This is a genomic window from Thiorhodovibrio litoralis (assembly GCF_033954455.1).
Taxonomy (GTDB): Bacteria; Pseudomonadota; Gammaproteobacteria; order Chromatiales; family Chromatiaceae; genus Thiorhodovibrio; species Thiorhodovibrio litoralis.
Map to the genome: position 1 here is coordinate 544,434 of NZ_CP121473.1, position 23,981 is coordinate 568,414.

Consider the following 23,981-nt stretch of genomic DNA (forward strand, 5'->3'; position numbering starts at 1 on the left):
GCGTCTCTCGCGCAGAGGAAACAGATTATGGCTAGCAACATCAAAATCCGCGCAAAGGTCGAAAATGGCGTGACCACGGTCAAGTCGCTGATGAACCATGAAATGGAAACCGGTCTGCGCAAGGACAAGAAGACCGGGGAGCCGATTCCGGCGCACTTCATCCAGGAGGTGACCGGTAAATGGAAGGACCAGGTGGTGATGACGGCTCTCTGGAGCGGCGGTGTCTCCAAAAATCCTTACTTGTCGTTCAAGTTCAATGGCGGCGAGCCTGGCGATACCGTCGAGATCAGCTGGGTGGACAACAAGGGCGAAAGCGATAGCGCTACGGTCGAAATCTCCGACTGATGCCCATGCTCCCGCGGTGCCGCGTGCCGGCGCATTAGCCGGCAGCGGTGCTGCGGACCTTCCCGCCCCGGCTGGGGCGGGTGCCAGCGACTGACGGTGTCAAGTCCGTTTAGGTCACTAGGTCTTTTTCCGTCGAAGGCAGCAAGTGCGCGCGCAAACCCATTACCTGCTGCCAGGCTGCGCTATCTGACGACTTTCCGGTGTAAAACTTCGGCACGCCTTGCGGGCGTTCGCGAAAGCGTCGATAGGGCCACAGGTATTGCTCGGGGCAGACGCGCACGCACTCAGCGATACCTTGGTTTAACGCGGCTGCAGCTTCTTCGTCGGAGTCCGCGGCAACCCCCTCGGGTGCTCGCTGGCAGTGAATGCGATAACCCTCGCCAGGGCCAAGACGCTCCGCGAACAAAAAGACCACAGGCGCGCCCGTTTTGCGCGACAGCCGATTCACCAGCAACATGGTGTAGGCTGGAATGCCAAAGAAAGGCGCGAACACAGCCCCTTTATCCGCCCGCGGCGCCTGATCGGGTAGGATGCCGACATACTCCCCGCGCTCAAGTGACTGCACCAGAACGCGAATCCCGCGCGCCGTAATGGGCGCAAGCGTCGCGCCGCTGCGTTTGCGCGCGGCCAGAATCATGTCATCCAGGTATTTCTGCGGCTTGTAGAAAATCGCTGTTGGTCCGCAGGCTGCCAGATAGAGGCCGGCGAGCTCCCAAGCGCCCAGGTGCGGGGACAGCACGATCAATCCGCTGCCGGTTTGGCGCTCCAGAAGCTCGACGCCGCGCGTTTCACGCACCAGGTTTAGCACCTCGGCGCTGGGGCGCAACCACAGGTGCGCAATTTCCGCGTAGGTCTTGCCGAATTCGCGCAGGCAGCGGTTGCGCAGCGCGATGGCCTCGTCTCGGTTGAGCTCCGGCAGGCACAGGCCAATGTTGATCAGGGTGTTACGGCGCTGGCGATTGGGCAGGTGGGCAATGGACGTGCCGATGGCACCGCCGATGTAATGGACCCAGCGCAGCGGCAGCCGCGCGAGCAGGCGCATCAGCGGGCGGACGCCGCGCTCAAGCCAGGCGGCTTTGTCGAATTGGATGCGGCGTTTCGCCGCGGGGGCAGCCATCTGGGCCATCTGGCTTGCAACCGCCGGGATCGACAAACGCCGCTCAGGCGTTAGCTTGCATCGGGGTGGGCTGGGCCTTCGCGGCTTCCATTACCGGCTCTTGCGGGATCTTGGGCCGGTGGATATCGCTGTGGTGACCGCGGCGCTCGACTAAGTCTTTCAGGCTGATCTGGTAGAGGTACTCGTAGATGCGGTGGCTCAGGTCCATCCATAGGTCGTGCGTCAGGCAGGGGCCCTCGTTGCAGCAGTCACCGGCGCCGCCGCATTTGGTGGCATCCACATGCTCGTCGACAGCGGAGATGACCTCGGCGATGTTGATCTCATCAATGTCGCGCGCCAGGTTGTAGCCGCCGCCGGGGCCGCGCACGCTGCAAACCAGCCGCTGCCGGCGCAGTTTGGCAAAGAGTTGCTCGAGGTAGGACAGGGAAATGCCCTGGCGGCGCGCAATGTCCGCGAGCGCGATCGGACCCTGGCCCTGATGGATAGCCAAATCGAGCACGGCGGTCACGGCGTAGCGGCCTTTGGTGGTCAATCTCATGCGTGCCGACTCCTTAGGATCGAAAACGAAGGTGACATCCTACGATAGCTGACTAATTCCATCAATTTTTCGCCAGCCTTCTTCGCAGCCGGTGTCGGTGGTTCGATCGGGCCGGTTGGATCGGGCTGGGGCGTGGCGTCACCTTGGCTCTTGTTCGGTGGCAGATTCCATCTCGCAGCCGTCGAGATCGTTCAGATGCTCGAAATGGCGCGTTAAGCCTTGCGACTCGAGCGTGCGCGACAAGGTCTCGACACGCTGATCCAGTACATGGATGTGATCGAGCATGCGGTTGATGGCATTGGCAATCGGGTCCGGCACGTCGCGGGTAGCGCCATAGGCGTCGAAGCCAATGCGCTTGGCGGTATCGGCGCGCTGCCGGCTGGCGGCATCGGCTGGTTGCTCAATGACGCGGCCCGGCACGCCGACCACCGTGCTGCCGGATGGCACCGGCTTGACCACCACGGCGTTGGAACCAATCCGCGCGCCATCGCCAATGCCAATCGGCCCCAGAACCTTGGCACCGGCACCGACGACCACATCGCACCCCAGGGTCGGGTGGCGCTTGCCTTTTTGCCAGCTGGTGCCGCCCAGGGTGACCCCATGGTAGAGCGTGCAGTCGTCCCCCACCACGGCGGTTTCACCGATCACCACGCCCATGCCATGGTCGATGAAAAAGCGCCGGCCGATTTCGGCGCCCGGGTGAATTTCGATGCCGGTGAACAGCCGTGCGACATTCGATAGCATTCGCGCGAGCCAGCGCAGACGCGCTTGCCACAGACGATGAGCCAGCCGGTGCATCAGCACGGCGTGCAGACCGGGGTAGGTGGTCAGAACCTCGAAGCTGTTGCGCGCCGCGGGATCGCGGGAGAAGACGCAATGAATGTCTTCGCGGAGTCGCTCAAACATGGATTTTCCTTGAGTGTCGCGGATGCATGTTGCGGCTTGGGTCGCGCCCCGCGGTGAATCCTACCAAGTCAGTTAATTCTATACGGAGAAGATTCATGAGTTGGCGTGGCGGCCGAGCGCCTTGAGCATCCCGCGCAGGATATTGATCTCGGTGCGATCGGGCCGCGCGCGATTGAACAGGCGCCGTAGCCGGCGCAGCAGCTTGTGGGACTGTTCCGGCTTGGCGAAGCCGACCAGTACCAGGGTTTCGCGCAGATGCTCGAAAAATCCCGCCATCTCCTCCGCGCTGGCCGGCTCATGTGGGCCTTCGGCGGCTGGCGGTGCCGCAGGCATATCTGCCACGGTCGGCGCAAGCCACGCCTGGCGAATCTCGTAGGCAAACACCTGGGCCGCGGCGGCCAGGTTGAGCGAGCTGAAGGCCGGGTTGGCGGGGATTTGGGTCAGATAATGGCAGTGGGCCAGCTCCTCGTTGCTCAGCCCAGAGCTCTCCCGACCCAGCACCAGGGCGACCGGGCCTTCCGCTGCCTCGGCGAGCAGTTTGCGTGCTGCGTCCGCCGGGCTCAGCAGGGGCCATTCAATCGCGCGTCGTCGGGCGCTCGCGCCAATTACCAGGCGGCAGTCGCCGAGCGCCTCGGGCAGGCTGGGATGGATGGGCGCTCGCTGCAGCAGGTCATCGGCACCCACCGCGCGAGCGAGGGCCTCGGCATCCGGCGCGCGACGCGGGTTGACCAGGGCCAGCTGATCCAGTCCCATGGTCTTCATTGCGCGTGCCACCGCACCCTGGTTGCCGGTCAGGCTGGTCTCGACAAGGACAAAGCGAATGCGGCCAAGCGCCTCGGAGTCAGCGTGAGCGTCGGCGTTGGTCATCGTGGCTCTGGTGAGGGGGCTAGCGTGAATCGCCAGGGGCAATGTTTGATGGTGCTAGAAAGGCGTGAGAGCTTAGCACCGCGTCATTGAGTGGACAACTTTTGCCGCGGCTGGCGCGGGCTGCCCCTCCCCGGCAAGACAGGGGTGCCGGGCAACGGGTGCCATTTCGGGCGCTCTTGGAGTATTGTTGTCGCATGGACCCCATGCTCAATATCGCCGTGCGTGCCGCTCGCAGCGCCGCGCGCATCATCATGCGCTCGTTCCACCGTCGTGACGAGCTGACAGTGACCACCAAGGAGCCGAATGACTTCGTCAGCGAGGTCGACCGCGCCGCCGAGGCCGCCATCATCCAGGAGATTCACGGCAAATTTCCCCAGCACGCTATCCTGGCCGAGGAAAGTGGCCAGCACTCCGGCAACGAGTACGAGTGGATTATCGATCCCCTCGACGGCACCACCAACTATCTGCACGGCTTTCCGCAGTTCGCGATCTCCATCGGGCTGCGCCACCGTGGCCTGATGCAGCAGGCAGTGGTCTACGATCCGCTGCGCGAGGAGCTGTTCACCGCCAGTCGCGGCCGCGGTGCCTTGCTCAACGACAGGCGCCTGCGGGTCACTTCCCGGCGCGACCTGCGCGGGGCACTGCTGGGTACCGGTGTTCCCTTTCGCGAGGATGGCAAGCTCGAGCTGTTTCTCGACAGCCTGCGGGTGATGGTGCCAGGTACAGCCGGAGTGCGTCGTCCGGGCTCGGCCGCACTGGATTTTGCCTATGTGGCCGCCGGACGCCTTGACGGCTTCTGGGAGTTCGGCCTGTCACCCTGGGATTTCGCCGCTGGCGCGCTGCTGGTGGTCGAGGCCGGTGGCACGGTCACCGACATGGCCGGCGGCGATCGCTTCTTCGACACCGGCAATGCGGTCGCTGGCAATTTGCGCGTGCATCAGGAGATGCTCGAGCGCCTGAAGCCGCTGCTGGGCGAACGGCTCAAGGCCTGACGGGGAATAGAATGAATACAACAACGGCGCGGATGCGCGAACGGATTTTCGAAACGACACAGGCATGACTGACGGATTTCAATCCTGCGCCATCACTGGCTCGGGCGGTAGCGGTGCCGTGACCGCCGGCATGATGGTGCTCGACGCCGCTGCGCGCGCGGGCTGCTATGGACTCATGACACGCTCGGCTGGCCCGCAGATTCGCGGTGGTGAGTCGGCTGCCATGCTGCGTTTCGGAGCCTCTCCGGTGGCCTGTATGGGCGACAGCTTCGGTATTCTCGCTGCCTTGGACTGGGGGAATTTCTTCCGCTTTGCGGGCGAGATTCCGCTGACGGCGCAGACGCTCATCCTGGCCGACCCGGGTGCTGGCAAGGTGCCGCCGCAGCTTGAGGCCTACAGTGAGCAGATACGCTGGGTCAATCTGCGGGAACTGGCCGATTCCCTGCCCGGCGGGCGCTTCAACATGGTCGCCGTGGGTGCCATTGCCGCCTGTGCCGGCTTGCCGCTGGCGGCGGTGCTTCAGGCCGCGAGCGCGATCTTGCGGGCGAAGGACGCCGCGGTGATCGATGCGTCGCACGCATGCATCAGCCTTGGGTTTCAGCAGTTCTCGAGCGATGGCAAGGAGCCTTTGGGCAAAGAGCCCGATGGGAAAAAGACGACCGCACTGCCCGAGGTACCGCGCCGCTGGAGCATCAGCGGCAACGAGGCCGCCGGGCTCGGCGCACTGCGCGGCGGTGTGCGCTTCGTCGCGGCCTATCCCATCACACCGGCGACTGAGATTCTTGAGTGGCTGGCGCCGCGCATCGCGCGTCTCGGCGGCGCCTTGCTGCAAGCCGAAGACGAGCTGGCCTCCATCAATATGATCATCGGCAGTTCCTTCGGCGGGGTGCCCTCGCTGACGGCAACATCGGGCCCCGGTCTTAGCCTGATGATGGAAGGGTTGGGGCTTGCGGTGGCGAGCGAAACGCCGGTCGTGCTGGTCAATGTGATGCGCGGCGGGCCGAGTACCGGCATTCCGACCAAGTCGGAGCAGTCCGATCTCAATATTGCGCTCTACGGGTTGCATGGGGATGCGCCGCATCTGGTGCTGGCGGCTCTGGATATCGGCGATTGCGTGCTGACCCTGCATTGGGCTACGCGCTTGGCCGAACATCTGCAGACAGCCGCCATTGTGCTGTCCGATCAGCTCCTTGGGCAGTCGCGCGCCATTATCGATCCGCCTGGCTTGCCTGAGCTGAATCTTGCCCGCCGCTGCATGCCGCTGGACCAGGGCGGGGACTACCGCCGCTACCAGTTCACCGAGGACGGCATTTCGCCGATCAGCGCACCGGGAGTGCCGGGAGGCAGCTACACCGCCGACGGGCTTGAGCACAATGAATCCGGCACGCCCTCGAGCATGGCCGGGGATCATGCGGCGCAATTGGCCAAGCGTCGCGACAAGCTGACGCGCTTCGATGTCGGCCCACTGTGGGCCGAGATCAGCGGCGAGGGCGATCTGTGCCTGCTCACCTGGGGGTCGAGCCACGGCGCGGTGCTTGAGGCGGCGGCGACACTGAATGCCAGCGGGCGCCCGACCCGGGTGATCGGCCTGCGACTGATCGCCCCGCTGCAGCGCGATGCCTTGCTGGCGGCGATATCCGGTACCCGCGTCTGGGTGGTGGAGCTCAACCAGGACGGACAGCTGTTTCATTATCTGCGCTCCGAGGCCGCCCTGCCGGAGCATGCCATGTCCTTTGCCCGCCCGGGGCCGCTGCCACTGCGCCCAGGTGAGATTCTTACAGCCATCGCCGCGGAGGCAACCGATGACCACCGCTAGCAGCGAGACCGCGACGCATTCTTCAACTACCCTCAGGGCCAAGGACTACAAGTCCGAGGTCAAACCGGTCTGGTGTCCGGGGTGCGGGCATTTTGGTGTGCTGGCGGCACTGACCAAAGCCTTCGCCTATCTTGGGCTGCCGAAGGATGAAGTCGTCACCGTCTCCGGTATTGGCTGCTCCTCGCGCATTCCGGCCTATATCGACGGTTACGGCTTTCATGGCGTGCATGGGCGCGCGCTGGCGCTGGCGGCAGGACTCAAGGCGGCCCGGCCGGACTTGACGCTGGTGGTCGCCGGTGGCGACGGCGACGGCTTTTCCATCGGTGGCAATCATTTTCTGCATGCCTGCCGGCGCAACATGGACATGACCTATGTGGTGATGGATAACGAAGTCTATGGCATGACCAAGGGCCAGGCATCGCCCACGACCCAGCCCGACTGGTCGCACAGCAAGCTCACGCCGCGCGGTACCGGCGTGCCGCGGTTTTATCCTGCCGCCATTGCGCTCGCGGCCGGTGCCAGTTTCATCGCGCGCGGCTTCTCTGGCGATCCTAACGAACTGGTGCGCCTGCTGGTGCAGGCACTTGAGCACCCCGGCTTCGCGCTGGTGCAGGTGCTGAGCCCCTGTGTGACATTTCGCCCGGAGCAGAAGGGTTGGAAGCAGGCGGTGCATCCGGTGGCCGAGCCGGCGCCGGACGACCCGGGGAAAGCCGCGAGCTTGATTCAAAGCGACGATGGTCTGGCGATCGGTGTACTCTATGCGCAGCGCCAGCCGGTCTATCAGCCGCGTAATCGCGCCGAGGCCGAGCTTGCGGAGATCGAAGCGGAGTTTCTGCTATGAATGATGCAGCATCCAAACAAGGGTCCCACTCCATCGACTCGCTCGAGGAACTCTGCGCCCATGCGCTCGAACTGGAACACGAATCGGCCGGGCGCTTTCATCAGCTCGCCGACAGCATGGAAGTGCATCACAATGCCGAGGTTGCGGGCCTGTTTCGCGAGCTGGGGAAACTGAGCGAGGCCCATGCCGCTGCAATCGAGGCGCGCGCCCAGGGGCTCGAGCTGCCGCGAATCCCGCCGTGGGAGTTCAAGTGGAATTGCCCCGACGGACCGGAAAGCCACTGTCTGGATGATGATGTCAATTATCTGATGACGTCCACGCAGGCGCTGCGACTGGCGTTGTTTAACGAGCAGCAGGCGCATGCTTTTTATCAAAGCATTGCCGATCGCTCATGCGACGTCCAGGTGCGCGAGCTGGCGGCGGAAATGGCAGCCGAGGAGGCCGAGCACGCGGGTCTGCTAGCTGAATGGCTGGAGCGCGAAGGCGCCGAGGATGGATCAGAGCAAGACGGACCAGCCGAGGATCTCGACCCGCCGAATGTTCCTGAGTAGCGCAGTGGTGGCTTGGCTGCCGTTGATGGGCGCAGCCGGGTGGCCAGGTCCAGACGCAAGAAAGGCCGGAGCTGAACCTGCTAAAGGGTTCAGCTCCGGCCTTTACATTCGACGGGATCAGCCAGCGCCAGGCGCTTGCGCGCCGGCAACTGACCGATAGCAAGCCGAATTACTGCTGGGGAGCGGCGGGCTGCTGCGGGGCAGGAGGAGCACCATAGGGCGCGGGCGGAGCACCATAAGGAGCGACTGGCGCACCATAGGGGGCACCGTAGCCGTAAGGGCCGCCGTAGTAGGGGGCGTCATAGCCATAGCCACGACCGTAACCACGGCCATAGCCGCGACCTGTGCCGCGACCGGAGCCGCTGAAGCTCATGTTGAAGTCGCCATAGCCATTGCCCATCATGTCGTTCCAGAAATCACCAACGCCGTCATTGTAGCCGCCGGGGCCGTAGCCATTACCCGGACCCCACCAAGCATTAGCGGTAGCGGAAACACCAAGAAGTGCGGCCACGGCCGCTGCGGTAGCAAGCTTTTTCATTATCCAATCTCCGTTATGTTGTGATCTCGCGCTAGCGCCAAAGTTGGCACCAACGAAGTTCATTATATTAGCATTTTCTAATGTGTCAAGAGAAAGTTCTGCTGCCAGATCAATCAGGCGGCAAGCATGCTCGCTTAGACCGATGCTGACAGGCCCGGCTCGCGAGCGGATGCGTCCTGAGTTCTTTGCAGCCTGAGTCCGAGAGCATGGGTCACGCGCTCGGCGAGTGCATCCGGTGTTGGCAAGATGACCTCCGCCGGGATGTCGTGCCCGACATGCAACCGCTCGAAGTCCTCGAACCCATAGGACACCATGAAAGGATGCATGCCGGTGCCGACTGCGGCGCGGTAGTCCTTGACCTCGTCGCCACAGGCATAGGCGCGCGCCGGGTTGATCTTGAAGCGTTCGCGCAGTTCGCGGAAATAGGGCAGCTTGTGCTCACTCAGCGGCAGGTGCACCAGAAAATCGAGCATGTCGTGGGCGAGACCATGGCGCTCGAACAGCCGGTGCAAGGTCGCGAGCGGATCATTGGTAATGTTACGGGTGACGATGCCAACTTTCACATCCGGCGCCTCGGCGAGCGCATGGATCAGTTGCTCGATGCCATCGAACATGCGCGCTTCTTCCCGATAGACCTCGGTCAGGGTGGCGACCAGCCCGGTGCGCTTTTGCCAGCCGATTTGCCGGCGCAGGTTTTGCGGAATTTCCTTAAAGCCCCCGAGATACTTGAAGATATTGCGCCGTTTCTGAAAACGCACCAGCGGGCCGATGTCCATACCGTGGTGGACAAAGGTTTTCTCGATGGCGCGAAAGGCGTCGATGGTGGTGCCATCGGCATCAAGGATTACCAGTCGATCATGGCTGTACATGAACGCCGTTTCCGGGAGGCAAGATATCCAAAATTCGTTTGACCAGGGCCGGCCCCTGGTAGATAAGCCCAGTATACAACTGGATCAGATCGGCGCCGGCAGCAAATTTGGCCATGGCATCCTGTGGCGACATGATGCCACCGACGCCAATCAGCGCGGCCTGCTCGCCAAGCGCAGCGCGCAGCGTGGCGAGCAACGCTGTACTGCGCGTGAACAGCGGCCGACCCGACAGGCCGCCGCTGAGTCCGGCGGGTGGGTTGGGCAGGGCGGAGTGGTCGATAGTGGTGTTGGTCAGAATCAGGCCCGCGCCGCCTTCATCGAGCGCCGCCTGGGCGCAGGTGATGGCATCCTCGTCGGCCAGATCCGGTGCCAGCTTGATCAGTAGCGGTCGCGGGTGGGCAAGGCGTTGATTGAGCATCTGCAACGCCGAAAGAATGCGCCGGACATCATCGACGCGCTGCAGATCGCGCAGGCCGGGGGTGTTGGGGCTCGAGATATTGACGACGACATAATCGGCCCACTCGCCGAGCGCGGCAAAGCTTTGCTGGTAATCGGCCGCGGCTTCGTCGCTGCTCGCGCGTTTGGACTTGCCGATATTGACGCCAAGCGGCACCCGCAGGCGATTGCTTTCGCTCTGGTCGCCCTGTTCGCCCTGTTCGCGAAGCGCGCGCAGGCGCTGTGCGACACAGCGCGCGCCCTGGTTATTGAAGCCCATGCGATTGACCAGCGCACCCTGTGGCGGAAAGCGAAACAGCCGTGGGCGCGGATTGCCGGGTTGCGGATGCGCGGTCACGGTGCCGACCTCAACAAAGCCAAAACCCAGCCGCTGCCAGGCCTGCACCGCGGTCGCGTCCTTGTCGAGCCCGGCTGCGAGACCGACCGGGTTGGGAAAGGTAAGTCCCATCAGCTGGCGGCCGAGACTGTTGTTGACAGCAGTCGGAGCGCGTTCTCTCGCCGGTGGGCTAAGCTGATCCAGTACCCTGGCCCAGTGTCCGGCCAGCGTGAGCGTGAGATGATGGGCCAGTTCGGGGTCGAGCCGGAACAGCAGGGGGCGCAGCAGCCGCCAGCTGCCGGTGGTGGATTCGTCTGGCATCATTATTCAGTGGTTATTCCGCGTCAACAGCGATGAGAAATTAGCATGGAGTTGTTTTTTCGGCTTGAGCATCTGGGGCTACAGCTGTTGCTGGCCGCGCAGATGATCGCCGTAATTTTGACCACGACGCACATTCTGCTCAGCGAGCGCGATGTGGCATCCACCGTCGGCTGGACCGGGCTGGTATGGCTCGCGCCTCTGGTTGGCTTGCTATTCTATTGGTTATTCGGCGTCAATCGTATCCAGCGCAAGGCTCACCGGCTGCGCCCCCAAGGCTCGGCGCAGAGCGAGTCGGCGCGCATTGCGGCCGAGGATCGCGCCCAGCATCTGCTCGAGCAGCGCTATCCTGAGTGGGTGCCGCTCGGTCATCTCGGAGATGCGCTGACGCACTCGGTGCTCGAGCCCGGCAACCAGGTGCGCGCGCTGGTCGATGGTGATCAGGCCTACCCGGAGATGCTCTGCGCCATCGATCAGGCGCATCATAGCGTAGCGCTATCGACCTATATCTTCGATATCGACGCCGTCGGGCGCCAATTCGTCGCCGCGCTCGATCGCGCCCACCGCCGCGGCGTGCAGGTGCGGGTGCTCATCGATGCCGTCGGCCAGCGCTACAGCCGCCCACGCGCGCCGAGATTGCTCGCGCGCCTGGGGGTGCCGGTAGCGGCCTTTCTCGACTCCCTGCTGCCGATTCGCAACCCCTATCTTAATCTGCGCAACCACCGCAAGATTCTGGTCGTTGATGGGCGCATCGGCTTTACCGGCGGCCTGAACATCCGTGGCGGCTGCCTGCTGGCCAACCGGCCGCAAAGCCCGGTGCGAGACCTGCACTTTCTGCTTGAGGGACCGGCCGTGCGCGGCCTGATGAGCGCCTTCGAGGTCGACTGGCATTTCACCACCGGCGAGCGCTTGAGCGGGGATGATTGGTTTCCGCCGCTGGTGCCGGTCGGCGACAGCCTGGCGCGCTGCCTGCCGGACGGGCCGGATGAGGACTTCGATGTCATTCGTCGCATGATGCTAGGCGCACTGGCCCAGGCGCGCGAGCGGGTGCGCATTATCACGCCCTACTTCCTGCCCGACCAACTCCTGCTGATGGTGCTCAATGTCACCGCGCTGCGCGGGATTGAAGTGCAGATCCTGCTACCCGAGCGCAACAACCTGCGTTTTGTGCAGTGGGCCGCCCAGGCGCAGGCGGAGCAGATACTCGCCGGCGGCTGTCGGATATTTCTCTCGCCTCCGCCGTTCGATCACACCAAGCTGATGCTGGTGGACGATCTCTGGTGCTTCTTCGGCTCCTCAAACTGGGACCCGCGCAGTCTGCGGCTGAATTTCGAGCTGAATGTCGAGGTTTACGACCGCACCCTCACACGCCAACTTCAGCACCTGTTCGACGCCAAGCTCAGGGAAGCGACAGAAATCACCGCCGCCCAGATGCGCGCCCGCTCGGTGCCGATTAAACTGCGCGACGGAGCGGCGCGGTTGTTGAGTCCTTATCTATGAACGCCTGCTAGCTGCTCACTAACGAGAGACGAAAAACACGATGGATCAGAAGAAACTACAAAAGAAACGCGCTAGGCGCGAACAGAAGCGCCGCCAGGCAAAGACGGGGAGCTCGGGTGGTCAGGGTCTCCTGGCCTTTTCGCGCGATTGGGCCTGGGCCGCGCAGGGCGAGATTGCCGATATCCTGGTGCCGGCGAACCTTTTTGATACCGGCAAAGGAACCCTATGGTTCAGCCGCAAGCTACCTGACGGTCGTCATGCGGTGGCGGCCTTTTTGCTGGATGTCCATTGCCTGGGGGTGAAGGACGCGCTCTATAAGATTGCCGAGGTTGGGGAGTATCCCAACATCCTCGAACGGATTTATGCCCAAGCGCCTGGTGAGATGGAGCGCCCGCAGTTGGAGCGGCAACATCCAAGCTGCGCGCGCAAGCTCATTGAGCAAACGGCCGCCTATGCCAAGGACCTCGGCTTCGAACCGCATGCGGACTACCGCATTGCGCGGATGATTTTCGGTGACATTGATGCCAGCGCATGCCCGGAGTCTTTCACCTTTGGCAAGGACGGCAAGCCCTTCTATGTCGATGGTCCGAATGACACGCCGGCGATGAAGAAACGCATCCTCAAGCAACTGGAGCGACGCTGCGGTCCGGATGGCTACCACTACATGGTCTCGGTATCTAATCAGGACGACGATCTGCTCTGAATAATCTCAGCTCCGAACACCGTCCTTGATCATCAGGGGCCTTGAATTTTCTGTCCGCAAAAACGAGGGAACGCGACAATGACAACTGTCACACTTGATCTCCCCGACGCCTTGGCCGAGCGCGCTGGCGGAGCGGCGCCTATGGGTCGTAGCAGGATGGCATCAGCCTGGCTGACGCCTATTCCCTTAAACGAGTGCTGATCGCGATGAAAACACTGCTGATCTCCAACGCGCGCGTGGTCAATGAGGGGCGGCAGTATGACGCCGACCTACTGATCCGCAACGGACGCATCGATACGATCGGTGCCGATCTTCAATCGCGACCGGCGGACCAGGCCATTGATGCGCGCGGCCACCTGCTGCTGCCGGGCATGATCGACGACCAGGTGCATTTTCGCGAGCCGGGTTTGACCCACAAGGCGGAGATCGCGACCGAGTCCCGCGCGGCGGTGGCCGGGGGCATCACCAGCTTTCTCGAGATGCCTAACACCCAGCCGCCGACGCTGAGCCTAGAGGCGCTGGAGGCCAAGTACCAGCGTGCCGCCCAGGTCTCGCCCGCCAATTTCGGCTTCTACCTCGGCGCGAGCAACGACAATCTGGACGCCATCCGCCGCCTGCCGGTCGGTGCCGCCTGCGGTGTAAAGGTCTTCATGGGCGCATCCACCGGCAACATGCTGGTCGATGACCCCAAGGTGCTTGCGAGTATCTTTGCTGAGGCACCGGTGCTAATCGCCACCCATTGCGAAGACACCCCGCTCATTCGCGCCAATGAGCAAGCCTATCGGGAGCAATATGGCGAGGCGGTACCGATGGAGATGCATCCGCTGATCCGCTCGGAAGAAGCCTGTTGGCGCTCGTCCTCACTCGCGGTAGAGCTGGCGCGCCAGCACAACACCCGCATGCATGTGCTGCATCTCACCACGGCGCGCGAACTCGGGTTATTCGAGCCCGGCTCGCACCGCGATAAGCGCATCACCGTCGAGGCCTGCGTGCATCACCTGTATTTTGACGCGCACGACTATGCCGAGAAAGGCAGCCTGATCAAATGCAACCCCGCCATCAAACAGCCAGAAGACCGCGCCGCGCTGCTTGCCGCAGTCACCGAGGGCCGCATCGACGTGATCGCCACCGACCACGCCCCCCATCTGCTCAGCGAAAAAGACGCGCCCTACTTCGCCGCCCCAGCCGGCCTGCCGCTGGTGCAACACGCCCTACCCAGTTTGTTTGAACATGTGCGCACCGGCGCCCTGACGCTGGAAACCCTGGTCGAGAAAACCAGCCACGCGGTGGCCGATTGTTTCAACATTCAAGGTCGCGGCTACATCCGCGAAGGCTACTGGGCCGACCTGGTGCTGATCGACCCCAACAGCCCGCACGCCATCACCCGCAGCGAGGTCTTGAGCAAATGCGGCTGGTCGCCCTTCGAGGGGCGGACATTCAGCGCGCGCGTGCTCGCAACTCTGGTCAATGGTGATGTCATCTGGCAGAACGGCGCGCTCAATCCGCAAGCGACCGCCGGCATGCGCCTGGAGTTTGGCGCTACGCGCTGACCCGAGCCGACTCGAAGCGTCCTTCGCGCAGCAACTCGAACGAGCAGTCTTCCAGGCAGTCGATGCCGGCGTCGGTCAGCATGCGCTGCAGCTCGGGGGATTCCTGGCCCGGGTTGAAGATGACCCGTCCCGGCCAGATCACGAGGATGGTCTCTGCCGTGGCCAGCGCACGGGCGGGGCTAATCCTCGCAGGACAGCCCGTGCGCGATCAGGCCTTCTTCTAGGTGATCGGAGATCATCGGGTGGGCCAGGATGTACTCGCAGGCGCGAATACTGAAATCGCCCAGGGCTTCATCGACGCATTCTTCCCATTCGTCAATGCTGTAGTCGCCCCGTCCGACCCACATTAATGCCACCAGTTCGGCGCGTTGGCGCTCGCCCATGTCGGCGATGGTCTGACGCATCTGGTTTAAGCTGTAGTCCTCGCTGTGGTCGGCGAGAATTTGCAGTGCCCAGTCCTCGGTGGGGGCGGCTGGTGAATCCGGAATGACGACTTCTTCCTTGGCCTGGAACTCCCGCGCCAGCGCGATGATGCAGCATAGTGTTTCAAGCCGGATATGCAGGTGCATGAGGTCTCCCCAGGTGTGGTGTCGGCCCTTGGTACCTGAGCCTGCGCTGGTGCTGTTCTAGCGCGGGGCGCGGCGCTCTGTTGGGCATGATTTTCTCTCTGTCGGTGGGCAGTTTACTACGGCTTTTGCTATCGCATGGCTGACAGGGCGCAAAGGATGCTGTGATTCGAGTCGCCAGTGACCTGAGCGGCTTTTCGTGTTTGACTTGTTTGGGGGCGAAATATGAACGTCAGTCCGCCTACGTATCCGTAAGGGCTTTTATGTTGATGGCTTCGTGCATGAGGCTGTTGTGTCTTGATCGTCCCGTGGATTGACCCTCTGCTATACTCAGTCGGATGTCCAAATCCAAGCCTTCATTGTCGCCGGATGACTCGCTGACACTTCAGCCGGGCGCGATTACGGGCTTTGCCTGGGCCATGTTGACGGCGTTTGTCGTGCTGTCGCTCCTGGTGCTAGCGGCCATGCCACAGTCGATCTGGGAGCAGTTACTGCTGGCGGCTGCCCTGGTGCTAACCATGATTGCGCTGCGCCCGGTGGCGCTGCGCCACCTTTATGTCAGCAATCTTGGGCTGATCCTGCGTTTTGTGCTACTGACGCTAGGGCTCTTCGTCAGCACCCGCTATTTGCTGTGGCGTGCCTTCTATACCCTGCCAACTGAGGGTGTGGTGGATTTCGCCCTCGGGCTGCTGCTCTATGCTGGGGAAGTCTTCGCTTTCGTCATTTTGATCTTGGGCATGTTCGTCTCTCTGCGCCCGATCACCCGCCCGGTGGCGCCGCTGCCGGCGGATAGATCTCAGTGGCCGAGCGTAGATGTGCTCATCCCTAGCTACAACGAGAGCACCGAGTTGCTCGAGACCACCCTGCTTGGCGCGCGCGACATCGACTACCCGGCCGACAAGCTCAAGGTCTATCTGCTCGATGACGGCGGCACAATCGAAAAGCGCAGCCAGGCGGACCCGGAACGCCGTCAGACAGCCGAGGCACGCCACCAAGAGCTGAATGCCCTGTGCGAGCAGCTCGGTGTGCAGTATTTGACCCGCGAGCGCAATCATTCAGCCAAGGCCGGCAATCTCAACGATGCGCTGCCCAAGGTGCATGGCGAACTGGTGCTGATACTGGACGCTGACCATGTGCCAACACGGGACTTTTTGCGCAACACCGTCGGCTGGTTTCTGCGCAATCCCAAGCTGTTTCTGGTGCAGACGCCGCATTTCTTTCTGAGCCCGGACCCGATCGAGAAAAACCTCGCGATCTTTCAGCGCATGCCGAGCGAGCAGGAGATGTTCTATACCAACATCCAGCGCGGGCTCGACTTCTGGAATGCATCCTTCTTTTGTGGCTCAGCCGCTGTGCTGCGGCGCAGCTGTCTGGATGAGGTCGGCGGTCTGGCGGGCGAGACCATCACTGAGGATGCCGAAACCGCGCTGGAGCTGCATCGCCGCGGCTATGACAGCGCCTACATCTGGCGGCCGATGATCGCCGGCTTGCAGCCCGAGACCTTCAGCTCTCTGGTGACCCAGCGGGCGCGCTGGGCGCAGGGCATGATGCAGTTGTTTTTACTCAAAAATCCACTGCGATCAGGCGGGCGAGTGCATTGGTGGCAGCAGCTTGGCTACTTAAATAGCATGATGTTCTGGTGGTTTCCCTTCGCCCGACTGATCTTCCTCTTCGCACCCTTGGCCTACCTTTTCTTCGGGCTTGGCATTTTTAACGCGAATTTTAACGAGTTGCTGGCCTATATGATCCCGCACCTGATCGGGGTGCTGATCGTTATCGACTACCTCTATGGCAACGCGCGCTGGAGCTTTGTCTCGGAATTCTACGAGACGGCGCTGAGCTTTTTTCTCATCAAGCCCCTGATCACCGTCATCCGTCAGCCGCGCGCGCCGCACTTTGCCGTCACCGCCAAGGGCGAGGTGTCGGGTCAGGACTTCATCTCCCCGCTGGCGCGACCCATCTACTGGCTGATCGGGCTGTCGCTCGCCGGCATGCTGGCCGGTTTGATCCGGGTCGCGCTAGTGCCCGGCAGCCTGGTGACCGACCTGGTCACCCTGTTCTGGAATTCCCTGAACCTGCTGTTGCTGATCGGTGCCCTGGGCGCCCTGCTCGAGCGACAGCAGCGCCGCGCGGCGCCGCGCTTCGACATCGACGCTGAAGCGCACATCAAATGCGGGGACGACTGGCTGCCCTGTCGCACCTGGGACCTTTCGGCCACCGGAATTGGGCTGGTGGTCGATGCCCAAGTGGGCGAGCGCATCGCGGAGCTTTCGCGGGTGCGCGTGCTGGTGCAGCGCGCGGCGGCCGATTTCGTCGAGGTGCATGTGGATATCCGCGACCGTCAGCCCTTCGGTGACGACCTGCGGCTTGGCTGCTTGTTCGTCGGCAAGGACGGCGCCTTGAGCACTGCGGAGAAGGCGACCATCGTGCGCCTGGTCTTTGGCGACAGCGAGCGCTGGCGCACCATCTTGCAGGCGCGCGACCAGCGTGTCGGCATTCTTCCCGCGAGCCGCATCATGTTGCAGCTGGTGGTGCAATATGGCCTCGCGCATCTGCGATTTTTGGGGCGCAACCTGGCGCGCCAATGGCAAGATCGGTGGCAAAATCACCGGCATGGCGAACGATATGCCCCGGGACAGTCCGAGCAGCATCTCCGCTCAGGCTCCGCAGCGTCTCCCGACGCTCACAAGCCGCCGCCCTCGCAACCTCCAGTCACCGCCGCCCTGTCCCTTGCCCAGTCGGAATAACTTTATCGTTTGATGAGGAAAATGATCGTGCACCATGGACTCTGTTTTGGTCCCTCTCGAGGGTTGCCGGGATCGGCGCTCCTGCTGATGACCACTATCGCGCTGTCGCCGATGGTGATCGCCCAGGATGCCGCGCCGCAAGCAGCGGATGCCGCCGCGCCCGCCGCCGTGCAACCGGCAAATCCGCCAGCCGATCAGCCAGCCGGTCAGCCAACTGATCAAGCAACCGACCAGTCGCCTAACCCGTCAAAAAGTCCGTCAATGGGCCAGGCAATAGGTCAATCCACCAAGCAGCCGGACAATGGCGCAGCACCCCTGCGCGCGGAGCAGGACCTGGCCAGCTTCCTGTACGGAAAGACCAGCATCATGCTGCAGGGCGCTCAGGCTCGGGCGAGTGTCACCCTGCCGCTGCCGGCAGCCTGGGATGTCCAGGCCTTCACGCTCAGGCTCAAATACCGCAACTCCGGCAGCCTGGTGCGCGACCGCTCGCAATTACGCGTGGCGCTGAATGGCCTGATCATCGGGCAATTCGCGCTCGACCCGGAACGCCCCGAAGGTGAGGCACGCATTCCTCTGCCGCGCGATCTGCTTGAGGTCGGTTCCAATTATCTCGAGTTCTCGGTCGCGCAGCACACCAATCGGCCGAGTTGCGAGGACCCGAGGGCACCCGAGCTTTGGACGCAGATTGATGCCAAGGCTTCGACTCTGACGCTTGAGTATCAGCGTCTGTTTCCGACTCTTAAACTCTCCGGCATCAATAACTTTGTCAAACGCCATCGCTGGGGGCAAGGCCGTTTGCGCATCCTGATGCCGCTCACGGACGGCAAGGCCGATGCCGATCAGCTGCGCTGGGGCGCGCTGGTGGCACAAGCAGCGGCGATTGGCCTGCTCTTCAATCCGCTCGAGTCTCGGCTCGAACCGCTGCACCCCTTTGCCAAGCAGGTCAACGCGCACTATGGCGACATCGTGCTGGTTGGAACCCGCGACCAGCTAAAAGGTGCGCTGGGAGCGGACTGGGCCGACACCGTCACCGATGCCTATCTGGGTATCCGTAGCAGCCGGGACCTTGCCGGCACGGCGGGCGAAGCCGCAGAACCCTGGGTGGCCCTGGTGGTTTCAGGCCGAGATGAAGCGGAGGTCACACGCGCGGCCACCGCCTTGGGTGTGATGCGCGAGCCACTGCCGGCTATGCCATCAGCCCTGATCAAAACACTGGAGCTGCCTGATATTCCCGACAACACCGGCCCGCGCGCGCTGATTGACGGCGCCGTCGCCAGCTTTGCCGACCTGGGTGCGTCGACCACCACGCTGACCAGCCCCTTGTTGCCGGCAACACTCTTCTCCGGCGAGGGCGGCGATGTGCTGGCTGACTTGCCGACCTCGCTCGGGCTCAATTTCTGGGTGCCGGCGGGCTTCTTCCCGGGCCGGCCGCTCGAAGGCGTGGTGACGCTGAATTTCTCCTATGGCGCGCGCCTGCGCGGCGACTCGGTGCTAAATCTGAGCTTGAATGGCGTTTTTGTGCGCGCCATTCCGCTCGATCAGCCAGCCGGCAGTGTCGAACGCGGTTATCAGATCCGCTTCCCGCTCAGTCTGCTGCGGCCAGGAAGCAATCAGCTCGATCTTGCGCCGATGCTGGTGCCTTCCTACACCGGTGAATGTGATATGCGCCAGGGCGAGAACCTGCTGCTGACGATTGACGCCGAATCCAGCCTGCAACTGCCGCCGGTGCAGCGCCTCGCCACCCTGCCAGACCTGGAATTGCTCGCGCGTGCAGGCTACCCGTGGTTGCGTGATCCCACCGGCAGCGATCTTGCCGTGGAGTTGGGTGATGCCACGCCCGCCACCGCCTCCGCCGCCTGGACCCTGCTTGGCCGCATGGCGCAGATCACCGGGGTGCCGCTGTTTCGGGCCAGCATTGGTTCCAATATCAACGAGCAACAGCCCAACGAGGACCGCGATCTGCTGATGATCGGGGCCGTGCCGGTGCTGAAATCCAAGCTCTGCGCCGCCGGGCCCATCAGTTGCCGTGATGGTCAGGTCCGGATCGACTATCCGGTGCTGGAGGCAGTCATGCCCGCTAAACCGGATAAACAATGGGCCGAGCGGGGGCTCGCCCGCATCGAGCGCTGGTTCGATCCGCCCGAGGGCCGACTGGGCCGCTTTGACGCCCGATTCGGACTGACGGAACCCGGAAGCTCCACCCGGCCCTCAGGCGACCTGCTTGGCGAGCGCGGCGCACTCTTCAGTTTCGAGTCGCCCAATACACCTGGACGCGCCGTGCTGATGCTGACCGCGCGCACCCCAGAGCTCCTGCAAGAGCGCACCGCGCGCCTGGTGCAACCGGACTTCTGGTACAACCTCAAAGGCGGAATGGTGCTCTGGGAGCAGACCGAACAAAGCCTGTTGAGCCGCTTGCCGCAACGCACCTTCACCGTCGGCGAGGTCAGTACCGGCACCTGGCTGAATTATCTGCTCAGTGCCTATCCTGCCGCGCTCATCAGTGTGACATTGTTGCTGGCGGTACTGCTCGCCTCGCTGCTGTTCGTGGTTACCGGGCGTTTCCGCCGCCGCCGTCATCCGCAGGTACCTGAAGATGCTTGATGTCTTTCGTCGCTTCCACCGCATTCCCCGCACCCAAACTGGCGTTAATGATGGGCTCTATGCTGATGCACATGCTCGTCCCGCCGGGACTTTGGTGCCTCGCGCTTGGCGATCAATGCTGGCGCTGATAGTGGTGCCGATACTGGTGTTGACCCAGCCGGCGGGCGCCGCAACCGAGCCATCAGCAGACTGTCCAACCGCCGCCGACCCAGCCAACTGGCAGCGCTATGCCGCCCTGGTGCTGGACCAGGACGGGCGGGTGCGCGACACCGGCAATGGTGGCATCTCGCATTCCGAGGGGCAGGGCTTCGGTATGCGGCTTGCTTTCCATTACAACCAGCGCGAGGATTTCGCGCGCATCTGGCAATGGACGCAGAAAAATCTCTATGTGCGCGGCGATCATCTCGCCGCCTGGCGCTGGCGCCCAGATGCTGACCCCCACGTCGACGACAAAAACAATGCCACCGACGGGGATCTCTTCATCGCCTGGTCCCTGGCGCTGGCCGGGCGCTGCTGGGACAAGCCTGAATATCTCAGCGCTGCGGGCAAAATCGCCGATGACATTCGCGCCAAGCTGGTCCGTCAGACCAAAGCCGGCGCACTGCTGCTGCCAGGCACCGAGGGGTTTGAGCACGATGAGACCCTGACGCTCAATCTGTCCTATTGGGTTTTTCCGGCCTTTGACGAGCTAGCCCAACTGCAACCGAAGGCCAAGGAATGGGCTGCGCTGATTGAATCCGGCGCCGACCTGATCGGCAAGCTGCGCTTCGGGCGCTGGCAACTGCCACCAGACTGGGTGGCCTGGTCAGAAGCGGACGGCTTCAACCTGCCGGATCAGTTCCCGCCGCGTTTCAGCTATGACGCGGTGCGGGTGCCGCTGTATTGGATCTGGCACGGGCAGGCTGGCGAGCCCATCGCGCGCATTGGCGCCTACTGGCAGGGGCAGCAGGGCTGGGCCTGGCAGCCAGACTGGGTGGACCTGAAAACCGACGCCATCAGCAGCAACGCGGCACCCCTGGGCATTGCCTCCATTGCTGGACTGACGCGCTTTGTTGCGACTAGTGGCGATGAGAATCATGGCGTCGCGCTGCTGCGCCTGTCCGCCTTGCCAGATGGCGAGGATTCCGGGCTCGACTACTACTCGGCCTCTTTGCGCCTGTTCACTGCCATGGCCGGCGAGGGCTGGTGCCGGCACTCAGGCAAAGATGGCCAAAGCCCCTGTCTCGGAACTTTCGGCGATGGGCAGTGATCCCGCCCGTGCGCTCCTGTCTGATCGGGCGGCTTTGCTCGCCCTGATTCTTTGGACTGGCCTTCTCGGCTGCGGCCAAGGTGCGAATGCTCAGTCTACTGGCGCCCAAAACAACGGATCTCAGAACACGGGCACCCAGACCGATCAGAACAATCTGACCGGACAACAAGCCAGTCCGCAGCAGGGTGCGACGGATGTGGTCCCCCCCGCCCCAGGTGTCGAAGTCTCGACCGATGCACAGACCGTCGAATTATCAAGCGAGGCAGCGGACGTCAAAGTTCGCGAGCAGAGGTCGGGGGTGGAAGTGCGCAATGCCCCGGACACCGAGGTGCGCTACACCCCACAACCGGGGCAGGACCTGCCGGAACTACCAGCCGGGGCAGTGCGGGCAGCCCAACCCATCTACTCCGCCGGCCGCCGCGCCGAGCCAGCACTCTGGGCACTGTTAAATGCGGGGCGTTACGACGAATTGCAGCGTGACATCGCCCGGCTGCGCAATGAGGACCCCAACTGGCAGCCCCCGACCGAGTTGCTATTCTGGCTGGACCATCACCTGGCCGAGCAGGCGAAACCCTCCGCCCCAGCCGTAGCTGGCGAGCCCGCCGCGCCGGCACGGCCCGATCCTTACGCCGAGGCACTGACCCGCGCCGGTCGCCAGCAAAGCCGCGGCCAGCCGGGAGCGGCACTCAACACCCTGAAGCCCTGGCTCAAGACGATGCAAGCGCGACGCGATGCCTCGGCCATGGCCCAGGTTGGCTGGGCGCGGCTCGCACTGGATCAGCCACAGCAGGCACTGGCCGCCTTCCAGCAAGCCTTGCGCTGGCGCGGAAGCAGCGAGGCGGCCAAAGGCGAACTGCTGGCGCTCTCCGCCCTAGGCGAGCCCGATCCGCTTTTGGCCCAGGCTGAGACCAGCACGCAACGCTGGCCCGCGCTGCGCAAGTCGGCAGCTGGCGCCCTGCGCGCGCTGGCGGTGCGAGAACATCAGCAAGGCGATTATCAAGCGGCGGGACGCCTGTTGAGCGCGGCCCAAGAACTCTCGCCCGCAGATCGCGACACCCAGATGCTCACCGGCTGGAACGACTTCAAGCTCGGCGACTATCGGCGAGCGACCGACACCTTCCAGGCGCTCTACCAAGCCGAGCCGGACAAGCCAAGTGCCGAGGGTCTGCTACAGAGCCTCGAGAAGCTTGGCGACCGAGGCGAACTGCGCGCGCTGGCACAAGCCCCTGGCCCACTGCGGGATCTGTGGCGTCGTGAACAGGCCCAAACCCGCTTTGACCAGAGCCAGTTCCTGCGCGCCTACCGGCTCGACCCGAGCCTGAATCCGGCGCTTGAGAACATCGAAAGCCCGGCACTGGCGCTCGGACTCGGCTGGCGCAGCCGCAGCGGCGATCCGGGCCTGAGCCGCCTGGATGAGCGCACCGAGCCACTGCTGCTGGCCAGCGGCTGGCTAGGTGAAGTCGGCCTGTCCTTGGCTGTCGAGCGCATCTCGCTGGATGCCGGCAAGCCGGATGCCGACGCGCTGCTCGGCTCCTGGCCATCGCGCAGCGCGCAGCAACAATCCTTGGGCCAGTTTTCAGAGTGGCAAGCCGCGCGCCGCGACAACCAGGTCGAGGGCGGCCTGAGCTGGATGCTGAGCCTGAACGATCAGCGCCTGCAACTGGGGGACTGGCAACTCGTTGCCGCCATCGGCCAGACACCGACCGAAGGGGCACTACCGGCGGGCTGGCAGGGTCTGCTCGGCGTCGAGCGGCGCCAGTCGAACTTCGCCTGGACGGCCACCTTCGAGCATCTCCCGCTGCGCGAATCCCTACTGTCCTACACCGGCATGGTTGATCCTGTCACCGGCAATGCCTGGGGGCGGGTGTCGCGCACCGGTGTCTCTCTCGACGGCTGGATGTTGCTCAATCCCGATTGGACCCTGAGCGGTCTGCTGCGGGCGCATGCCTATCGTGGCACCGACGTGGAGGACAATTTCGGCATTGAGGCTGGCCTGTCACTCGGGCGCAACCTGAATCACCCGGACTTCGCCTACTTGACCCTGGGGCCGGCCCTGGAATACCGGCACTTCGAGCGCAACCTCAACCACTTCACCTGGGGCCACGGCGGCTACTACAGCCCCGACCTCGACCTCGGCGTGATGCTGGCGCTCGATTTTCAGACCCGCGAGGCCGCGCACTGGTTGGTACGCGGCTCCGCCCGCGCCGGCTGGCGCATGCAGAATGAAGCCGAAAGTCCCTGGTATCCACTCGGCCTGCCACAAAATGGACTCTCAGCAGGCTTGCTCGACCCAGGCATCAATGGAACCTATGCCGATTCGCGCAAACAGGGGTTGGGCGGCTCACTGCGCCTAGAGGGCGTAATGCGCCTCAGCTCATACTGGCAGCTCGGCGGAACCCTGTCAGCCGACTACAGCCCCCAGTTCGATGAATTCAGCGGCATGCTCTTCGTCCGCCGCCTTTTCAGTCCCAGACCGGCCGTCTTCAGCAGCGATCTGCTGTCCGAGAGCATTTCACCCTGATTCGGGTTTTGTCTAGCTAACGCTCATGGTCCCGGCCAGCCCGGAGAATGAATCCATGACATACACGGTGAAGG

At 63.4% G+C, this 23,981-nt stretch carries 21 protein-coding genes; 12 read left to right on the forward strand and 9 right to left on the reverse strand.

The window, feature by feature from the left end; genetic code table 11:
• Nucleotides 1-27 precede the first annotated feature (27 nt).
• A complete protein-coding gene (gene soxZ / locus Thiosp_RS02500; protein ID WP_201068849.1) occupies nucleotides 28-345 on the forward strand; it encodes a thiosulfate oxidation carrier complex protein SoxZ in 318 nt (105 codons plus the stop codon).
• Between the two features lie 109 nt (nucleotides 346-454).
• Here soxZ and Thiosp_RS02505 read toward each other — a convergent pair whose 3' ends face one another.
• The 4 genes from Thiosp_RS02505 to Thiosp_RS02520 form a co-directional block, all read right to left on the reverse strand.
• Nucleotides 455-1,462 carry a lysophospholipid acyltransferase family protein gene (locus tag Thiosp_RS02505; RefSeq protein WP_201068848.1) on the reverse strand — a complete coding sequence of 336 codons (1,008 nt, stop codon included), beginning with the start codon at nucleotides 1,460-1,462 and terminating at the stop codon, nucleotides 455-457.
• A gap of 43 nt (nucleotides 1,463-1,505) precedes the next feature.
• Nucleotides 1,506-2,000 (reverse strand): Fe-S cluster assembly transcription factor, encoded by a 495-nt coding sequence (locus Thiosp_RS02510; protein WP_201068847.1) that lies wholly within the window; start codon nucleotides 1,998-2,000, stop codon nucleotides 1,506-1,508.
• Between the two features lie 138 nt (nucleotides 2,001-2,138).
• The gene (gene cysE / locus Thiosp_RS02515) at nucleotides 2,139-2,906 is read right to left on the reverse strand and encodes a serine O-acetyltransferase (RefSeq protein WP_201068846.1); all 768 of its coding nucleotides are present in this window, start codon (nucleotides 2,904-2,906) and stop codon (nucleotides 2,139-2,141) included.
• 93 nt (nucleotides 2,907-2,999) lie between these two features.
• Entirely contained in the window at nucleotides 3,000-3,773 is a 774-nt protein-coding gene (locus Thiosp_RS02520) for an RNA methyltransferase (RefSeq protein WP_201068845.1), read from the reverse strand.
• A 194-nt stretch (nucleotides 3,774-3,967) separates the two neighbouring features.
• Between Thiosp_RS02520 and Thiosp_RS02525 the strand changes: the two genes are divergently transcribed.
• From Thiosp_RS02525 to Thiosp_RS02540, 4 genes are all read left to right on the forward strand, one after another.
• A complete protein-coding gene (locus Thiosp_RS02525; protein WP_201068844.1) occupies nucleotides 3,968-4,765 on the forward strand; it encodes an inositol monophosphatase family protein in 798 nt (265 codons plus the stop codon).
• A 64-nt stretch (nucleotides 4,766-4,829) separates the two neighbouring features.
• Nucleotides 4,830-6,581 carry a 2-oxoacid:acceptor oxidoreductase subunit alpha gene (locus tag Thiosp_RS02530; protein ID WP_201068843.1) on the forward strand — a complete coding sequence of 584 codons (1,752 nt, stop codon included), beginning with the start codon at nucleotides 4,830-4,832 and terminating at the stop codon, nucleotides 6,579-6,581.
• Nucleotides 6,568-7,422: a thiamine pyrophosphate-dependent enzyme gene (locus tag Thiosp_RS02535; protein ID WP_201068842.1), complete on the forward strand. Its 855-nt coding sequence runs from the start codon at nucleotides 6,568-6,570 to the stop codon at nucleotides 7,420-7,422. Before Thiosp_RS02530 ends, Thiosp_RS02535 begins: the two co-directional genes overlap by 14 nt.
• On the forward strand, nucleotides 7,419-7,973 hold the full coding sequence (locus Thiosp_RS02540) for a ferritin family protein (protein WP_201068841.1): 555 nt from the start codon (nucleotides 7,419-7,421) through the stop codon (nucleotides 7,971-7,973). The genes Thiosp_RS02535 and Thiosp_RS02540 overlap by 4 nt, the downstream gene beginning before the upstream one ends.
• 169 nt (nucleotides 7,974-8,142) lie before the next feature.
• Here the strand turns inward: Thiosp_RS02540 and Thiosp_RS02545 are convergent, their stop codons facing one another.
• From Thiosp_RS02545 to Thiosp_RS02555, 3 genes are all read right to left on the reverse strand, one after another.
• Nucleotides 8,143-8,511 carry a sulfur globule family protein gene (locus Thiosp_RS02545; RefSeq protein WP_201068840.1) on the reverse strand — a complete coding sequence of 123 codons (369 nt, stop codon included), beginning with the start codon at nucleotides 8,509-8,511 and terminating at the stop codon, nucleotides 8,143-8,145.
• Nucleotides 8,512-8,645: 134 nt separating this feature from the next.
• Nucleotides 8,646-9,380, reverse strand: coding sequence for an HAD family hydrolase (locus Thiosp_RS02550; RefSeq protein WP_201068839.1), 735 nt, complete (start codon nucleotides 9,378-9,380; stop codon nucleotides 8,646-8,648).
• Nucleotides 9,367-10,473 (reverse strand): quinone-dependent dihydroorotate dehydrogenase, encoded by a 1,107-nt coding sequence (locus Thiosp_RS02555; RefSeq protein WP_201068897.1) that lies wholly within the window; start codon nucleotides 10,471-10,473, stop codon nucleotides 9,367-9,369. Before Thiosp_RS02555 ends, Thiosp_RS02550 begins: the two co-directional genes overlap by 14 nt.
• Nucleotides 10,474-10,575: 102 nt before the next feature.
• On the opposite strand from Thiosp_RS02555, the gene cls reads away from it, so the two are divergent.
• The 3 genes from cls (at nucleotide 10,576) to Thiosp_RS02570 (ending at nucleotide 14,223) form a co-directional block, all read left to right on the forward strand.
• Complete coding sequence (cls, locus tag Thiosp_RS02560; RefSeq protein WP_323697101.1) at nucleotides 10,576-11,970, forward strand: cardiolipin synthase; 1,395 nt, start codon at nucleotides 10,576-10,578, stop codon at nucleotides 11,968-11,970.
• 40 nt (nucleotides 11,971-12,010) lie between these two features.
• The gene (locus Thiosp_RS02565) at nucleotides 12,011-12,673 is read left to right on the forward strand and encodes a hypothetical protein (RefSeq protein ID WP_201068837.1); all 663 of its coding nucleotides are present in this window, start codon (nucleotides 12,011-12,013) and stop codon (nucleotides 12,671-12,673) included.
• A 206-nt stretch (nucleotides 12,674-12,879) separates the two neighbouring features.
• On the forward strand, nucleotides 12,880-14,223 hold the full coding sequence (locus Thiosp_RS02570; RefSeq protein WP_201068836.1) for a dihydroorotase: 1,344 nt from the start codon (nucleotides 12,880-12,882) through the stop codon (nucleotides 14,221-14,223).
• Here the strand turns inward: Thiosp_RS02570 and Thiosp_RS02575 are convergent.
• Both Thiosp_RS02575 and Thiosp_RS02580 read right to left on the reverse strand, forming a co-directional pair.
• On the reverse strand, nucleotides 14,213-14,365 hold the full coding sequence (locus tag Thiosp_RS02575) for a hypothetical protein (protein ID WP_201068835.1): 153 nt from the start codon (nucleotides 14,363-14,365) through the stop codon (nucleotides 14,213-14,215). The genes Thiosp_RS02570 and Thiosp_RS02575 overlap by 11 nt on opposite strands.
• Before the next feature lie 37 nt (nucleotides 14,366-14,402).
• Nucleotides 14,403-14,792 (reverse strand): DUF3775 domain-containing protein, encoded by a 390-nt coding sequence (locus tag Thiosp_RS02580; protein WP_201068834.1) that lies wholly within the window; start codon nucleotides 14,790-14,792, stop codon nucleotides 14,403-14,405.
• Nucleotides 14,793-15,127: 335 nt separating this feature from the next.
• Between Thiosp_RS02580 and bcsA the strand changes: the two genes are divergently transcribed.
• From bcsA to Thiosp_RS02600, 4 genes are all read left to right on the forward strand, one after another.
• A complete protein-coding gene (bcsA, locus tag Thiosp_RS02585) occupies nucleotides 15,128-17,536 on the forward strand; it encodes a UDP-forming cellulose synthase catalytic subunit (RefSeq protein ID WP_201068833.1) in 2,409 nt (802 codons plus the stop codon).
• A gap of 87 nt (nucleotides 17,537-17,623) precedes the next feature.
• Complete coding sequence (locus tag Thiosp_RS02590; RefSeq protein WP_201068832.1) at nucleotides 17,624-20,137, forward strand: cellulose biosynthesis cyclic di-GMP-binding regulatory protein BcsB; 2,514 nt, start codon at nucleotides 17,624-17,626, stop codon at nucleotides 20,135-20,137.
• A gap of 115 nt (nucleotides 20,138-20,252) precedes the next feature.
• Complete coding sequence (locus Thiosp_RS02595; protein WP_201068831.1) at nucleotides 20,253-21,386, forward strand: glycosyl hydrolase family 8; 1,134 nt, start codon at nucleotides 20,253-20,255, stop codon at nucleotides 21,384-21,386.
• Nucleotides 21,343-23,907, forward strand: a complete 2,565-nt coding sequence (locus Thiosp_RS02600) for a cellulose synthase subunit BcsC-related outer membrane protein (protein WP_201068830.1) — start codon at nucleotides 21,343-21,345, stop codon at nucleotides 23,905-23,907. Before Thiosp_RS02595 ends, Thiosp_RS02600 begins: the two co-directional genes overlap by 44 nt.
• The last annotated feature ends 74 nt before the right edge of the window (nucleotides 23,908-23,981 follow it).

Excerpts from the sequence above, each read along its gene's own strand:
- soxZ (WP_201068849.1), top strand. The coding sequence starts at position 28 with ATGGCTAGCAACATCAAAATCCGCGCAAAGGTCGAAAATGGCGTGACC.
- Thiosp_RS02505 (WP_201068848.1), bottom strand. The coding sequence starts at position 1,462 with ATGGCTGCCCCCGCGGCGAAACGCCGCATCCAATTCGACAAAGCCGCC.
- Thiosp_RS02510 (WP_201068847.1), bottom strand. The coding sequence starts at position 2,000 with ATGAGATTGACCACCAAAGGCCGCTACGCCGTGACCGCCGTGCTCGAT.
- cysE (WP_201068846.1), bottom strand. The coding sequence starts at position 2,906 with ATGTTTGAGCGACTCCGCGAAGACATTCATTGCGTCTTCTCCCGCGAT.
- Thiosp_RS02520 (WP_201068845.1), bottom strand. The coding sequence starts at position 3,773 with ATGACCAACGCCGACGCTCACGCTGACTCCGAGGCGCTTGGCCGCATT.
- Thiosp_RS02525 (WP_201068844.1), top strand. The coding sequence starts at position 3,968 with ATGGACCCCATGCTCAATATCGCCGTGCGTGCCGCTCGCAGCGCCGCG.
- Thiosp_RS02530 (WP_201068843.1), top strand. The coding sequence starts at position 4,830 with ATGACTGACGGATTTCAATCCTGCGCCATCACTGGCTCGGGCGGTAGC.
- Thiosp_RS02535 (WP_201068842.1), top strand. The coding sequence starts at position 6,568 with ATGACCACCGCTAGCAGCGAGACCGCGACGCATTCTTCAACTACCCTC.
- Thiosp_RS02540 (WP_201068841.1), top strand. The coding sequence starts at position 7,419 with ATGAATGATGCAGCATCCAAACAAGGGTCCCACTCCATCGACTCGCTC.
- Thiosp_RS02545 (WP_201068840.1), bottom strand. The coding sequence starts at position 8,511 with ATGAAAAAGCTTGCTACCGCAGCGGCCGTGGCCGCACTTCTTGGTGTT.
- Thiosp_RS02550 (WP_201068839.1), bottom strand. The coding sequence starts at position 9,380 with ATGTACAGCCATGATCGACTGGTAATCCTTGATGCCGATGGCACCACC.
- Thiosp_RS02555 (WP_201068897.1), bottom strand. The coding sequence starts at position 10,473 with ATGCCAGACGAATCCACCACCGGCAGCTGGCGGCTGCTGCGCCCCCTG.
- cls (WP_323697101.1), top strand. The coding sequence starts at position 10,576 with ATGATCGCCGTAATTTTGACCACGACGCACATTCTGCTCAGCGAGCGC.
- Thiosp_RS02565 (WP_201068837.1), top strand. The coding sequence starts at position 12,011 with ATGGATCAGAAGAAACTACAAAAGAAACGCGCTAGGCGCGAACAGAAG.
- Thiosp_RS02570 (WP_201068836.1), top strand. The coding sequence starts at position 12,880 with ATGAAAACACTGCTGATCTCCAACGCGCGCGTGGTCAATGAGGGGCGG.
- Thiosp_RS02580 (WP_201068834.1), bottom strand. The coding sequence starts at position 14,792 with ATGCACCTGCATATCCGGCTTGAAACACTATGCTGCATCATCGCGCTG.
- bcsA (WP_201068833.1), top strand. The coding sequence starts at position 15,128 with ATGTCCAAATCCAAGCCTTCATTGTCGCCGGATGACTCGCTGACACTT.
- Thiosp_RS02590 (WP_201068832.1), top strand. The coding sequence starts at position 17,624 with ATGACCACTATCGCGCTGTCGCCGATGGTGATCGCCCAGGATGCCGCG.
- Thiosp_RS02595 (WP_201068831.1), top strand. The coding sequence starts at position 20,253 with ATGCTGGCGCTGATAGTGGTGCCGATACTGGTGTTGACCCAGCCGGCG.
- Thiosp_RS02600 (WP_201068830.1), top strand. The coding sequence starts at position 21,343 with ATGGCCAAAGCCCCTGTCTCGGAACTTTCGGCGATGGGCAGTGATCCC.